A 12,478-nucleotide genomic window follows, 5' to 3' on the forward strand; every position below is an offset into this window, starting at 1 on the left:
GAGAGGGGGCGATGACGATGCAGGCACTTGCTGTTGCCAACGGCTGGGCGCGCAAAACCGTTCGCGGCTTTGCCGCACCTTATCCGGCTCCGCTGCGATTGGAATTCAGTCGACCATCTCCTATTATGCAACCCTTGACGCGAAGCCCCTTGGTTCGGGCACTTGTGCGAGGCCTCAAGCGTTTGGTTGATGGGCAGGGAAATATCTAGGGCATGGCGGAAGAGACGCGTCCGGCGACTGCGAATGAAGGACTGAAGACGAGTGCGGGGTTCTTCCGGGGCCTTTCCGGCAAGCTGCTCCTGCTGACGATCGTCTTCGTCATGCTGGCGGAAGTGCTGATCTTCGCGCCGTCCGTTGCGACCATGCGGATTCGCTGGCTGGAAGACCGGCTGAATACGGCGGCGGCCGCCGCTGTCGTCGTCGACGGCCTGCAGAATGTCGAGCTGCCGCGCAGCGTGCAGAAGGACACGCTGATGGCGACAGGCACGAAGGCGATCGTCATCCGTCGCAAGGATGCATCGCGCATGATCGCCCTCACCGACATGCCGCCGGAGATCCAAGGCGAATACGACGTCGCCAATTTCACTGCCTTTGCCGCGATCCGTGATGCCTTCGATACGCTGCTCTTCGGCGGCAATCGTGTGATCCGCGTCTATGGGCCGCTTGGCGAGAGTGACGCGACGATCGAGCTGTTGATGAAAGACGCTAGCCTTCGCAAGGCGATGCTTGTCTATTCCCGCAACGTCTTCCTGCTGTCGATCATCATTTCGCTGATCACGGCGGCACTGATCTTCCTCGCGATCAATCGCATGCTGATCACACCGATCAGGCGGATGACGGCGAACATGCAGGAGTTTTCCAACGATCCGGCCGATCCCGGCCGGGTAATGGTACCGCCGGACGGGCGCGATGAACTCGCCGTCGCCGGCCAGCATCTGGCAAGCATGCAGCACGAGCTGCAGAAGACGCTCAAGCAGCAGAAGAGCCTGGCCGAGCTCGGCCTTGCCGTGTCGAAGATCAACCATGACATGCGCAATATCCTGTCGTCGGCGCAGCTGATCTCCGACCGGCTGGCCGACGTCGATGATCCCGTGGTCAAGCGCTTCGCTCCGACCCTGTTGCGCACCATCGACCGCGCCGTCGGTTATACCCGCGAGGTTCTTTCCTATGGCCGCACGACCGAAGCCGAGCCGCACCGCCGCTTCGTGGCGCTGAAGCCGCTGGTCTCCGACGTCGCCGAACTCCTGGCGATTGATCCGCAGTCAGGCATCGACTTCCAGATCCAGGTGCAGGACGACCTCGAGGTCGATGCCGACAGCGAGCAGCTGTTCAGGGTGGTTCACAATATCTGCCGCAACGCGGTGCAGGCGCTCACCAATCACGAGCCGGAGGATGGCCGCCCGCGCATCGTCAACGTCTCGGCGATGCGTGTCGGCAGCGTCGTCACCATCTCCGTCGACGACACCGGTCCCGGCATGCCCCCCAAGGCACGGGAAAACCTGTTTGCCGCCTTCCGTGGTTCGGCGCGATCCGGCGGTACCGGCCTTGGCCTGGCGATTGCCCGCGAACTGGTGCTTGCCCATGGCGGCACGATCGCACTCGTCGAGAAGCCGACACCGGGTACGCTCTTCCGCATCGAGCTACCGGACCGGCCCGTGCCACTCGACGCTTTCCGCTCGAAGTTCCGCCACTAAGAGCGGCCGTCCCCGGGGCGGGGAAAACGGGAGCGGGAAGGTGAGAATCGTTGGCCTGACGCCACAGGCGCCGGGGCCTTGCTTAGAGGCGTGTCAGCCGTTCGAATGGGCGATCCGTTTTCCTGTGCCGAGACGAGGTGCGGGTCAGTAAACCGTGCGCAACTTTTTTTGACTTCGGTGCCATTCGCCGCGGCGCCTTGCTTTGCAGGGGGTTGCAATGCCGGGGCGGCCGCGTTCGTCCACAGCAAAACAGGGCGCCGTCGTAAAAATGAAATTTTTTGCCGAACGGCGCTTGCAATCCCCGAAAGGACCCTTTAGAGAACCGCTCACGCAAGCGGTTCCGCCGCTTCAGGCAAAAGCACCCGTAGCTCAGCTGGATAGAGCACCAGACTACGAATCTGGGGGTCAGGAGTTCGAATCTCTTCGGGTGCGCCATTCTTTTCAAATGCTTTCAGACACATCGGTAACGCCCAAGGTTTTGCTGCGCAAGCCTGAGCTCTGATGAGCGTTCTTGACTCACAGGTGCATCCTGTCACCCTGCACGCAGGAGTGATGGCGACGTTGCCTTTGCAGGAGAGAGCGAGATGGCGAGGTTTGCAGCGGGAATAGTCTTGACGGGCATTTGCGTGGCTGCGGTGGGGAGCGCCTCCGCACGCAGTTGGCACTCCGACGATACCGCCGCCCTGGTCGGCGGCCTGTTTCTTGGCGGTGTCGCAGCGGCGGCATCCTCCCATGATCACCACCATCAGAACCAAGTCGTCACACCACGGCCTGCCTTCGGTGGCGCACCCTTCAGTCCTTCCGCCGGCGTCATCTGCTACCCGAACCAGGTCGCTTGCTACAACAACAATGGGACCTACCTTCCCGCCTGGACAAGCCGCGTATTCTGACCCGTGACGAAGGATTGCACCATGAAGTTCTGGCTTTCACTCGCCGTTGGCGTCTCTCTATATCTGTCCCCGGCCATCGCAAGCGCCAAGGATCCGACGACAAGCTTTGTGCGCCTGCATGCGATCGCACTGTTGGAAGGCGCGCTGAATGCGGAGCAAACCGCAAACCTGCAACTCATTGCCCACCAGGCGGCCATCGCAGCCGTGTGTGACGGTTTTACCCTGGATGACAAGAAGGTCTCAAAGGCGTTCGAAGCGCTCGCACCTGTCGGCGCTGACAAGATGACGGCAGAGCAGAAGGACTATCACGACAAGCACCTTCTGGTCGTGTACGGGATCCTGGTCGGCGGAGAGTTGACCGCGATGTCGGACGGCGCCTGCAAGCTGGCCGAGCAATCAAAGGCTGACCCCGATTTCGCGAAAGAAATGGTGTGGCAATAGCCATCTTGGCGACCGGCTCGGATTGCTGGTCATGGAGCCGGCGTAGGGCTACTTCGAAAGGGTGTGCTGCCCGACGCATGTCGGCCTGGCATTCGAGGGTCTGCGCACTATCGTCCCAATCAATCGATCAAACCTGTCTCTCAGGGCTGGAACCTTGCGTCCAGGGCCCTCTTGCGCGTCCTGCCATCGCAAAACCCGCGCCTGAGCGGGTCGTGGTCGACGAAACGACCCGTGCGATCACCTGACATGATTTCGTGCAGCCGCGCTCGCTCGGGCGAGGGGTCTCTCCGACGATCCTTCGAAGTGATGACGTGACGAATATGTATATTAGTATAATATAAATTATACAGCGTCGTGGGGGCGCTCAACCGTCGCGAAGCCTTTGTATCTTGTGGCTTCGGGTAACAAGAAGGCGGAGGCGCCTTCACGAACTTTTGACGCCTGTATCTGAGAATTGGCCTGTTCGCACACCTATATAAAGGCAGTGTTGCGGCCAACAAAGAAAGGAGGTGCTGGATGTATCGCTACATGATGAAAGAACTGCTGGTGATTGTCGCTGGCCTTTCGGTCTGCGCCTTCATCGTGTTGTTCTTTCTGATCAATTCCACGCCGAACCTGTGACGTGAAAGGGCGCTTGGTCGAAGCGCGTGATAACGCACGTCAACAATGACGCTGCGCCAAAAGATCCAGCGTCCGCTGGTCCTGTTGTCCTGAAAAGAAGTGATCGAGTGCCTGTTTGAACAGGCTTCCGCCGGTATCGACCTTTGCAAACAGGGTCATCGACGATCGAAACTTCATGTCGTCCGGGCTCGAGAAGATCTCGTGCGCCGATCTATCTGCAACTACATTGGTGAGCTCAGTGCATTGGCGAAGCCGCGGCCCAAGCACTGGATGGGCCAGATAGGCGGTGGCCTCGTCGAGCCCCGAGATCGCGTAGCGTTCAGCCATCGGCGAATGGCCGAGGCCGGCCAATTGCGGGAAGACGAACCACATCCAGTGTGTCTGCTTGCGCCCCCACCGCAGTTCCTCCAGAACTGTGGCATAGACACGGTCCTGGGCATCGACGAAGCGTTGGAGCTCGAAGAGATCCGGCATTGCAGCACCTCCCTTGGCGCGCTCGCCCTGCAGCGCCGCGCGTCTATCGGAAAAAAAAAACGTCGCTGTAACACGTTGAACTGCTGGCGCTTTGAATGGCTGTGCGTCCTTTCATCGGCTCCGATCAAAGGACGCGTGCAGCAGGCGAGAGCTTCAGTTACCAGCGGTGATGAACATGAACCTTCACCAGCCGTTCGTAAAGCGCCGCGATAGCCGCCTTGGTCTCGCCGTCGATGGCCGAGAGCGCACTGGCGGCGGCGTTCGATTGCGCCTGTGCCTCGTTGCGCGCGCCGGGAATGACGACGGATACGGCCTGCTGTTCGAGGATCCAGCGCAGCGCAAACTGCGCCATCGGCACGCCCTCAGGCACCAGCGGGCGAAGCTGCTCGACCGCCTCCAGCGCCGTCTCGAACGGCACGCCGGCAAAGGTCTCGCCGACATCGAAGGCTTCGCCGTGGCGGTTGAAGTTGCGGTGATCGTCAGCGGCAAACGCCGTATCGCGGGTGATCTTGCCGGAGAGCAGGCCGGAGGCGAGCGGCACGCGCACGATGACGCCGACATTCTTCTTCAGCGCTTCTGCGAAGAACAGGTCGTGCGGCCGCTGGCGGAAGATGTTGTAGATGATCTGGACGGTCGCGACACCAGGATACTCGATCGCCTTCAGCGCTTCCTCGACCTTTTCGACCGACACGCCGTAGTGACGGATCTTGCCCTTGGCGACGAGCTGGTCGAGCGCTCTGAAAAGCTCCGGGCGATAATAAACCTCGGTCGGCGGGCAATGCAGTTGCACGAGGTCGAGCGTCTCGACGCCGAGATTGGCGAGGCTGCGATCGATGAAGGCCTCGATATTGGCGCCGGTGTAGCCGTCGGCGACATGCGGGTTGAGACGGCGGCCGGCCTTGGTGGCAACGAAGGGCCTGTCGCCGCCGCGCTCCTTCAGCACCGCCGCGATGATCTTCTCGGAACGCCCGTCGCCGTAGACGTCGGCGGTATCGATGAAGGTGACGCCGGCGTCGAGCGCGGCATTGAGGGCGCGCTTGCCGTCCGCTTCGCTGACGTCGCCCCAGGCGCCGCCAATCTGCCAGGCGCCAAAACCGATCTCGGAAATGGTTGCGCCGGTCTTGCCAAGAACTCTCGTTTTCATGGTGCTGTCTCCTGATGCGATCGATTCTGAAATTAATCAGATATTCGATGGCTTTTATTTTGAATAGTCGATTTTCCGGCAGAGCTACTGGTCGAGTGAAACGACGGCTTTGCCGCGGCTGAGGTCGACGACCATGGCGAGGATCGCCTCCGCCTCGTCCTTGCGCAAGTCCACCGTCAGAACTGGGCCCTTGTCGGTGAAGCTCTCGCCGGCGATGCTGACGTTGCGCGCAAGAAGTCGCGCCTTGATCAGTGCCATGTCGGAAAAATCGAAGGCGACGGTCGCGCGCACGGTCTCGATCATCTCGACCTTTTCCGCCGCCCTGAGGCAGAGGGCGGCCGTGCCGCCATAGGCGCGCACCAGGCCGCCGCTGCCAAGCAGGATGCCGCCAAACCAGCGGGTCACCACGACGGCGACACCATCGAGCGCCTGCCCGTCGATTGCGGCAAGGATCGGCTTGCCCGCCGTACCGCTCGGCTCGCCATCATCGCTGAAGCGATAGGCCTGGCCGATGCGCCAGGCCCAGCAGTTGTGGTTGGCTGTCGGATCGGAATGGGTGGACAGGAAGTCTTTTGCCGCCTGTTCGTCCGCGACCGGCGCGGCAAACGCCAGAAACCGGCTCTTCTTGACGTCCTGGGTTGCCGTTTCGATGCGCTTGAGGGTGAACATGACCGCTTCCGTTTCTCAAACGCTGATAACGGATTGTGGGGGAGGGCGCCACCACGGTTTGGGGGACGGCGTGGGCTCTGGTGTTCCCAACAAGCGTAAACTCTTCCCCTCCTCGTTTCTGTGACACGCTCAGAGATGAGGAGGAGAGAGGCAGGTTCAAGCCCAATCGCCTCTCCCGCGTTCGGGAGAGGCATTCTTGTCTCGCGGACCGCCTACGATCAGCCGATCGCCATCAGGCTGGCGTTACCACCGGCGGCGGCCGTGTTGATCGAGGTCGAGACTTCCTCGAGCAGCCAGTTCAGGCAATAGGCATCGGGGTTCCTGCCGATCTCCTCGGTCGAAGCCGCCTGGACCAGGACGAGCGGTCCCGGCAGGCCCGCGATCGCCTTGCTCACTTCGCGCACGCGTTCGCCGTCGCCTTCAACCAAAGCACCCGCGAACGGGCTGTCGGCTGCCCAGTCCTTCGACCAGGACAACCGGGTCGAAACGCTCGCCGGCAGATCCTTCAGCGAGGCCTGCAGTCCGCAGGCGGCGTCGATGACGACCGTGTTGCCGGTGGCAAGGGCAGCGCCGAGCTGGTGGTAGAGACCGCTCTGCGTTGCCGGAACCAGCAGCACGCGGCCGCGCGGATGCAGCGCATAGAGGTTGCGTTCGCCGACCGGGCCCGGAAGCTCGGAGGCAAGACCGAGGGCGGAGTTGCTGCCGGCGTTGCGCGCGGCTTCGGCTTCCGTCTTGGCGCCCTTGCCGTCGAGCCACTTGGCAAAGTCGAGCAGCGCCGGATCGGTGTGGACCGAACTGTGCTGCGGCGGCACCGGGGCGGTAGCGACCAGGCGGCCGAGATAGAGCGGGCCGCCAGCCTTCGGGCCGGTGCCGGAAAGGCCGCGTCCACCGAACGGCTGGACGCCGACGACGGCGCCGATGACGTTGCGGTTGACGTAGAGGTTGCCTGCCTTCACCCGCGAGGTGACATGGGCGATCGTCTCGTCAAGACGCGTGTGCAGGCCGAAGGTGAGGCCGTAGCCGGTGGCATTGATGTCGTCGATCAACCGGTCGAGATCGTCACGACGGTAGCGGATGACATGCAGCACCGGTCCGAAGACTTCGCGCTTGAGATCGGAAAGCTTGTCGAGCTCGATAATCGTCGGCGGCACGAAGGTGCCCTGTTCGGTGCCGGAGGCGGGGCCGATCTGTTCGACCTTGCGGCCAAGGCCGCGCATCGTTTCGATGTGCTTCTCAATGATGCCCTTGGCCTCCGCGGTGATGACGGGGCCGACATCGACCGAGAGCCGGTCGGTGCGGCCGATCTTCAACTCGTGCAGCGCGCCCTTCAGCATCGCAAGCGTGCGGTCGGCCACGTCTTCCTGCAGGCAGAGAACGCGCAGCGCCGAGCAGCGCTGGCCGGCGCTGTCGAAGGCCGAGGCGATCACGTCGCCGACCACCTGTTCGGCAAGCGCCGAACTGTCGACGATCATGGCGTTCTGGCCGCCGGTTTCGGCAATCAGCGGAATTGGCCGGCCGGCCGGCGACAGCCGGTCGGCAAGCTGCGCCTGGATCAGGCGGGCGACCTCGGTCGAACCGGTGAACATCACGCCGGCGATTTCGGGGGCGGCCACGAGCGCGGCACCGATGCGGCCGTCGCCGGGAAGCAGTTGCAGTGCGTCGGCCGGAATGCCGGCCTCATGCAGGATGCGCACGCCTTCGGCGGCAATCAGCGGGGTTTCTTCGGCCGGCTTTGCCAGCACCGGGTTGCCGGCAACGAGGGCCGCAGCAATCTGGCCGGCGAAGATCGCCAGCGGGAAGTTCCACGGGCTGATGCAGACGATGGGGCCGAGTGCCTTGTGGGCCGGGCCGAGCGTGCGGCGGGTCTGTTCCGCGTAATAGCGCAGGAAGTCGATCGCCTCGCGCACTTCGGCAATCGCGTTCGGCAGCGACTTGCCGGCTTCGCGCGAGATAAGGCCGAGAAGCGTCGGCATGCGTGCCTGCATCAGGTCGGCAGCGCGGGTGAGGCAGGCGGCGCGCTCGGCCGGCGAGACGGCAGCCCAGCTTGCGGCGGCCTTGGCGGCAAGGCTTGCGGCCTGGCGGGCGTCGGCTTCGGACGCCTCGGTGACCGAGCCGACAACGTCGCGGTGGTCGCCGGGGTTGAGAACCGCGCGGGTTTCGCCGGAGGCAGGGCCGGTTGCCAGTTGCGGCACGGCCTTCCAGTCGATCGCAGCGCTCGCTTGGAGTGCTGCGGTCAGCGAGGTCAGTCCCGCTTCGTTGGAAAGGTCGAGGCCGGCCGAGTTGCGGCGCGTTTCACCGAAGAGATTGTCGGGCAGCGCGATCTGGTCGTGCGGCGCACCGACAACCGGCATGGCGCGCACGATCTCGACCGGATCGGCGATCAGTTCGTCGACCGAGACCTTGGGGTCGGCGATGCGGTTGACGAAGGAGGAGTTCGCACCGTTTTCAAGCAGGCGGCGAACGAGGTAGGCGAGCAGCGTCTCGTGCGTTCCGACCGGCGCGTAGATGCGGCACGGGCGGTCGAGATTGCCCTTGCCGACCACTTCGTCATAGAGCGGTTCGCCCATGCCGTGCAGGCACTGGAACTCATACTTGCCGACCTTGAAGTCCTTGCCGGCCATCTCGTAGATCGTCGCCAGCGACTGCGCATTGTGGGTGGCGAACTGCGGGAAGATCACGTCGGTCGCGGCGAGCAGCTTCTTGGCGCAGGCGATGTAGGAGACGTCAGTGTAGATCTTGCGGGTATAGACCGGGAAGTCCTCGAGGCCGTCGAGCTGGGCGCGCTTGATCTCGGCGTCCCAATAGGCGCCCTTGACGAGGCGCACCATGACGCGGCGCTCGGCGCGGCGGGCAAGGTCGATGATGAAGTCGAGCACGTAGGGGCAGCGCTTGCCATAGGCCTGGACGACGAAGCCCATGCCGGCCCAGCCGGCGAGGTCCTTGTCGAGGCACAGCTCTTCGAGCAGGTCGAGCGAGAGTTCGAGGCGGTCGGCTTCCTCGGCATCGATATTGAGGCCGATGTCATACTTCTTGGCGATGACGGCGAGCGCTTTCACCTTCGGCAACAGCTCTTCCATGACGCGCGACGCCTGCGAACGGGCGTAACGCGGATGCAGCGCCGAAAGCTTGATCGAGATGCCCGGGCCTTCATAGATGCCGCGGCCGGCCGATGCCTTGCCGATCGCATGGATCGCCGTTTCGTAGTCACGGTAGTAGCGCTCCGCGTCGGCAGCCGTTGTCGCCGCTTCGCCGAGCATGTCGTAGGAGTAGCGGAAGCCCTTCTCCTCGAGCGCGCGCGACCGGCGCAGCGCCTCGTCGATGGTCTCGCCGGTGACGAACTGCTCGCCCATCATGCGCATCGCCATGTCGACGCCGCGGCGGATGACCGGTTCGCCGCAGCGGGCGATCAGGCGGGTCAGCGCTGCCGAAAGGCTGCGGTCGTTGACGGTCGAGGTGAGCTTGCCGGTGACGACGAGGCCCCAGGTGGCCGCGTTGACGAACAGCGAGCGACCGCCGCCGATATGCGATTTCCAGTCTCCGTCGGCGATCTTGTCGCGGATGAGCGCGTCACGCGTCGCAGTGTCCGGGATGCGCAGCAGCGCTTCGGCAAGGCACATCAGCGCCACGCCTTCCTGGCTCGAAAGCGAATACTCCTGCACGAGGCCCTCGACGCCCGAGCCCTTGTGCTTGGCACGCAGCGCCTCGATCAGCTTGCGCGCGGTCTTGGCGGCAGCCGTGCGGGTCGCCGCGTCAAGCGTCGCAGCTTCGACGAGCGCCGGCACCGCTTCGGTTTCCGGGCGGCGGTAGGCGGCGGTGATCGCCTGGCGTAGCGTGCTCTGCGGCCGAACCGGCGGAGCGAACTCGGCAAACGGAGCCTGCGGCGCGCCGGTCTCTGCAGTGGTCTTGTGAAGCGGTGTCTGGCTCATCGAGCGCTATCCTCCGAGAAGCGGTTTCTAAGGGCGCGGCACGCCCCTGATCGTGGGCGGAAAATACGCTTCCTTTCGCCGTACATCCATCCGGCAAATTTTGTCTTTTGCGGAATGTTTCACCGTCTCAGTCGATCGTGACCGAGGAGAATGCGGAACGAAGGCGAAATCGCCGGATGATCCTGTGTCAGGCGGCCTTGCCGAAATGCTTCTCGCGGGCCATCAGGCACTCGTCGTCGCCGGGCATGCAGGTGCGGCAGACGATCGGGCGGATGGCGTAGATCTTGCAGCCGACGTGTTCGCCCAGCTTGCCGCTGAGTGCCGAGCAGCGATCGTCTTCGCAGCGCATGCCGCCGAGATCGGCAGACACGTACTCCGCCGGGATCAGGTCGAGTTCCTCGTCCGTCTCGAGCGAGAAACGCGGCCAGTCGGCCGAGTAGGCGCAGCAGGCGCCGCAGCTCTGGCAGTCGAAGCTTTCATCAATAGGGGCCGGTTCGGTCATGCGCCAAACTAGCATGAAGGTCCGCTCTTCGAAATGGCTTCTCAAGCAAACGCGGCGTCCCTTCGGGCAATCTCGTAATCTTCCGTATGAACCAGGACGCCGTCGTCAGTCACCACTGCAATGCCATAGGCTGCCGGCTCGTCGACCGACAGTGAGGCGTCGGGCGCGTCGAAGGGCATCGGCTGCTGGTGCACTGGGCTCTTGAAGACCGAGAAGGGAATGCCGCGGCTCGAGCCGCTGATCGTACGGTGCACATGGCCTGCGAAAATATGCCGGACATTGGCATGCCTTTTGACGAGGTCGTAGAACTCGACCTCGTTGGCGAGCCGGATCATGTCCATGCCCGTGAAACCCGTCCTGTGCGGCGGGTGATGCATGAAAAGGAGCGCCGGCCTGTCACCGGCCTCGGCCAGTTGCCGGTCGAGCCAGGCAAGGCGATCGCCGCACAGCAGGCCCGCGTGGCTGGTCGGGTAGTCATAGGGTGGGGCAAACAGCGTATCGAGCAGGATGGCGCGGCAATCCGGAAAATCGATCGCCTGTTGCACGAAACCGTTCGCGTCGATCGGCGTTCCCGAAAAGACCTCGAGGAACACCTCGCGCCGGTCGTGGTTGCCGATGGTGATGGCAACTGGCGGAACAAGCTGGTCGATGAGGCGCCTGAGGCGCGTGTATGAGGTGCTGTCACCGTGGTGGGTGAGATCGCCGGTAAAGATCACCCGATCGGCGTCGGCGTGGTAGCGGTTGACGTGCTCGATACCGGCGGCGAGGCGCTGATAGGGATCAAGGCCGATGATCGTCGTGCCTTCGGGCACCATGTGCAGGTCGGTGAAAATGATCAGCTTTGTCATGGAGATCCGGGCAATGGTGCTGGCGTTCGCCCCAAGCTGTCCCTCCACGTGTACTGCGTCAAGCGGCAACTTTGGGGAGGTCTCAAAACGCTCCGGCGGGTTTTTCTTGCGGGCCCTGGCGGAAAGCGCTAAGGCTGCGCAATCTGATATATCAGCCGGGTCACGCCTGTCGGGTCTGGCAAGCCAGGTGGAGAAACGGCATGCGGTGGAAGCGCACGATCCAGTTGCTGGATGTTCATTGCGAGGGTGAGATCGGCAAGGTGGCGATCGGCGGCGTGCCGAAGATCCCGGGAAATTCGATCGCCGAGCAGCTCAACCACATCAACACCGTGGATGACAGCCTGCGTCGTTTCCTGTGCCTCGAGCCGCGCTCCGGCTCGATCGGCTCGGTCAACCTGCTTGTGCCGCCGAAGCGACCGGAGGCCGATGCCGGTTTCATCATCCTGCAGGCCGACCAGGCGCATGCCATGTCCGGTTCGAACTCGATTTGCGTGACCACAGCGCTGCTGGAATCCGGCATCATCGAGATGAAAGAGCCGGAGACCGTCGTGATGCTCGACACGGCGTCGGGCCTCGTCAAGGCGACGGCAACCTGCCGCGACGGTCGTTGCGAGAAGGTGAAGCTGACGATGGTGCCGTCCTTCGTGCATGAGCTCGACGTCGAGGTCGACACGCCGAAGTGGGGCAAGATCAAGCTCGACCTCTGCTATGGCGGCATCTTCTATGCGCTTGTCGATGTCGGCCAGATCGGCACGACGATCGACAAGGCGAATGCCCGCGAGATCGTCGAGGCCGGCATGATCCTGAAGGACATCGTCAACCGCACCATTCCCGTCGTTCATCCGGAGATCCCCGAGATCAAGGGCGTCGCCTATGTGATGTTCCGCGATGTCGAGGCTGATGGCACGATCCGCACCTGCACCACCATGTGGCCGGGCCGCGTCGACCGCTCGCCCTGCGGCACCGGCAGCTCGGCCAATCTCGCGACGCTGCATGCCCGCGGCAAGGTCAAGGTCGGCGACGTGCTGAAGTCCCGCTCGATCATCGGTTCCGAGTTCGAAGTCGGCCTCGAAGGCGTGACGACCGTTGCCGGCCGCGAGGCGATCATCCCGACGATCGCAGGACGTGGCTGGACCTTCGGCCTGCATCAGGTGGCGCTCGATCCGTTCGATCCGCTGGCCGACGGTTTTGCGCTCACCGACACCTGGGGTCCGCAGGCGGGTGAAATCCGATAACCGGTTCCGTCAGCGGCGCTTACGCTTTTCCCAG

General features: G+C 63.3%; 10 protein-coding genes and 1 tRNA gene. 5 read left to right on the forward strand and 6 right to left on the reverse strand.

What is annotated here, in order from left to right:
• Positions 1-212 precede the first annotated feature (212 nt).
• From MKZ91_RS22355 to MKZ91_RS22370, 4 genes are all read left to right on the forward strand, one after another.
• Positions 213-1,694 carry a sensor histidine kinase gene (locus MKZ91_RS22355; RefSeq protein ID WP_336173233.1) on the forward strand — a complete coding sequence of 494 codons (1,482 nt, stop codon included), beginning with the start codon at positions 213-215 and terminating at the stop codon, positions 1,692-1,694.
• A 358-nt stretch (positions 1,695-2,052) separates the two neighbouring features.
• A tRNA-Arg gene (locus tag MKZ91_RS22360) sits at positions 2,053-2,129 on the forward strand.
• A 149-nt stretch (positions 2,130-2,278) separates the two neighbouring features.
• Positions 2,279-2,584 (forward strand): hypothetical protein, encoded by a 306-nt coding sequence (locus MKZ91_RS22365; protein WP_336173234.1) that lies wholly within the window; start codon positions 2,279-2,281, stop codon positions 2,582-2,584.
• Positions 2,585-2,605: 21 nt separating this feature from the next.
• On the forward strand, positions 2,606-3,025 hold the full coding sequence (locus MKZ91_RS22370; RefSeq protein ID WP_336173235.1) for a hypothetical protein: 420 nt from the start codon (positions 2,606-2,608) through the stop codon (positions 3,023-3,025).
• A 660-nt stretch (positions 3,026-3,685) separates the two neighbouring features.
• Here the strand turns inward: MKZ91_RS22370 and MKZ91_RS22375 are convergent.
• The 6 genes from MKZ91_RS22375 to spdA form a co-directional block, all read right to left on the reverse strand.
• Positions 3,686-4,120 (reverse strand): DUF1810 domain-containing protein, encoded by a 435-nt coding sequence (locus MKZ91_RS22375; RefSeq protein ID WP_336173236.1) that lies wholly within the window; start codon positions 4,118-4,120, stop codon positions 3,686-3,688.
• Between the two features lie 157 nt (positions 4,121-4,277).
• Complete coding sequence (locus MKZ91_RS22380) at positions 4,278-5,264, reverse strand: aldo/keto reductase (RefSeq protein ID WP_336173237.1); 987 nt, start codon at positions 5,262-5,264, stop codon at positions 4,278-4,280.
• A gap of 84 nt (positions 5,265-5,348) precedes the next feature.
• Positions 5,349-5,933 (reverse strand): IMPACT family protein, encoded by a 585-nt coding sequence (locus MKZ91_RS22385; RefSeq protein ID WP_336173238.1) that lies wholly within the window; start codon positions 5,931-5,933, stop codon positions 5,349-5,351.
• Between the two features lie 218 nt (positions 5,934-6,151).
• Positions 6,152-9,859, reverse strand: a complete 3,708-nt coding sequence (gene putA, locus MKZ91_RS22390; RefSeq protein ID WP_336173239.1) for a trifunctional transcriptional regulator/proline dehydrogenase/L-glutamate gamma-semialdehyde dehydrogenase — start codon at positions 9,857-9,859, stop codon at positions 6,152-6,154.
• Positions 9,860-10,046: 187 nt separating this feature from the next.
• The gene (locus MKZ91_RS22395) at positions 10,047-10,376 is read right to left on the reverse strand and encodes a YkgJ family cysteine cluster protein (RefSeq protein WP_442892330.1); all 330 of its coding nucleotides are present in this window, start codon (positions 10,374-10,376) and stop codon (positions 10,047-10,049) included.
• A 26-nt stretch (positions 10,377-10,402) separates the two neighbouring features.
• Complete coding sequence (gene spdA, locus MKZ91_RS22400; RefSeq protein ID WP_336173240.1) at positions 10,403-11,209, reverse strand: 2', 3'cyclic nucleotide phosphodiesterase SpdA; 807 nt, start codon at positions 11,207-11,209, stop codon at positions 10,403-10,405.
• Between the two features lie 200 nt (positions 11,210-11,409).
• Here spdA and MKZ91_RS22405 point away from each other — a divergent pair, with 200 nt between their 5' ends.
• The gene (locus tag MKZ91_RS22405) at positions 11,410-12,444 is read left to right on the forward strand and encodes a proline racemase family protein (protein WP_034797259.1); all 1,035 of its coding nucleotides are present in this window, start codon (positions 11,410-11,412) and stop codon (positions 12,442-12,444) included.
• Positions 12,445-12,478: the final 34 nt, after the last annotated feature.

The sequence above is a fragment of the Ensifer sp. MJa1 genome (assembly GCF_037026475.1).
In the GTDB taxonomy this organism is placed as follows: Bacteria; Pseudomonadota; Alphaproteobacteria; order Rhizobiales; family Rhizobiaceae; genus Ensifer.

Coding starts and splice junctions, on each gene's coding strand:
- MKZ91_RS22405 (WP_034797259.1), top strand. CDS start 11,410: ATGCGGTGGAAGCGCACGATCCAGTTGCTGGATGTTCATTGCGAGGGT.
- MKZ91_RS22385 (WP_336173238.1), bottom strand. CDS start 5,933: ATGTTCACCCTCAAGCGCATCGAAACGGCAACCCAGGACGTCAAGAAG.
- MKZ91_RS22370 (WP_336173235.1), top strand. CDS start 2,606: ATGAAGTTCTGGCTTTCACTCGCCGTTGGCGTCTCTCTATATCTGTCC.
- MKZ91_RS22395 (WP_442892330.1), bottom strand. CDS start 10,376: ATGCTAGTTTGGCGCATGACCGAACCGGCCCCTATTGATGAAAGCTTC.
- MKZ91_RS22380 (WP_336173237.1), bottom strand. CDS start 5,264: ATGAAAACGAGAGTTCTTGGCAAGACCGGCGCAACCATTTCCGAGATC.
- MKZ91_RS22375 (WP_336173236.1), bottom strand. CDS start 4,120: ATGCCGGATCTCTTCGAGCTCCAACGCTTCGTCGATGCCCAGGACCGT.
- putA (WP_336173239.1), bottom strand. CDS start 9,859: ATGAGCCAGACACCGCTTCACAAGACCACTGCAGAGACCGGCGCGCCG.
- spdA (WP_336173240.1), bottom strand. CDS start 11,209: ATGACAAAGCTGATCATTTTCACCGACCTGCACATGGTGCCCGAAGGC.
- MKZ91_RS22355 (WP_336173233.1), top strand. CDS start 213: ATGGCGGAAGAGACGCGTCCGGCGACTGCGAATGAAGGACTGAAGACG.
- MKZ91_RS22365 (WP_336173234.1), top strand. CDS start 2,279: ATGGCGAGGTTTGCAGCGGGAATAGTCTTGACGGGCATTTGCGTGGCT.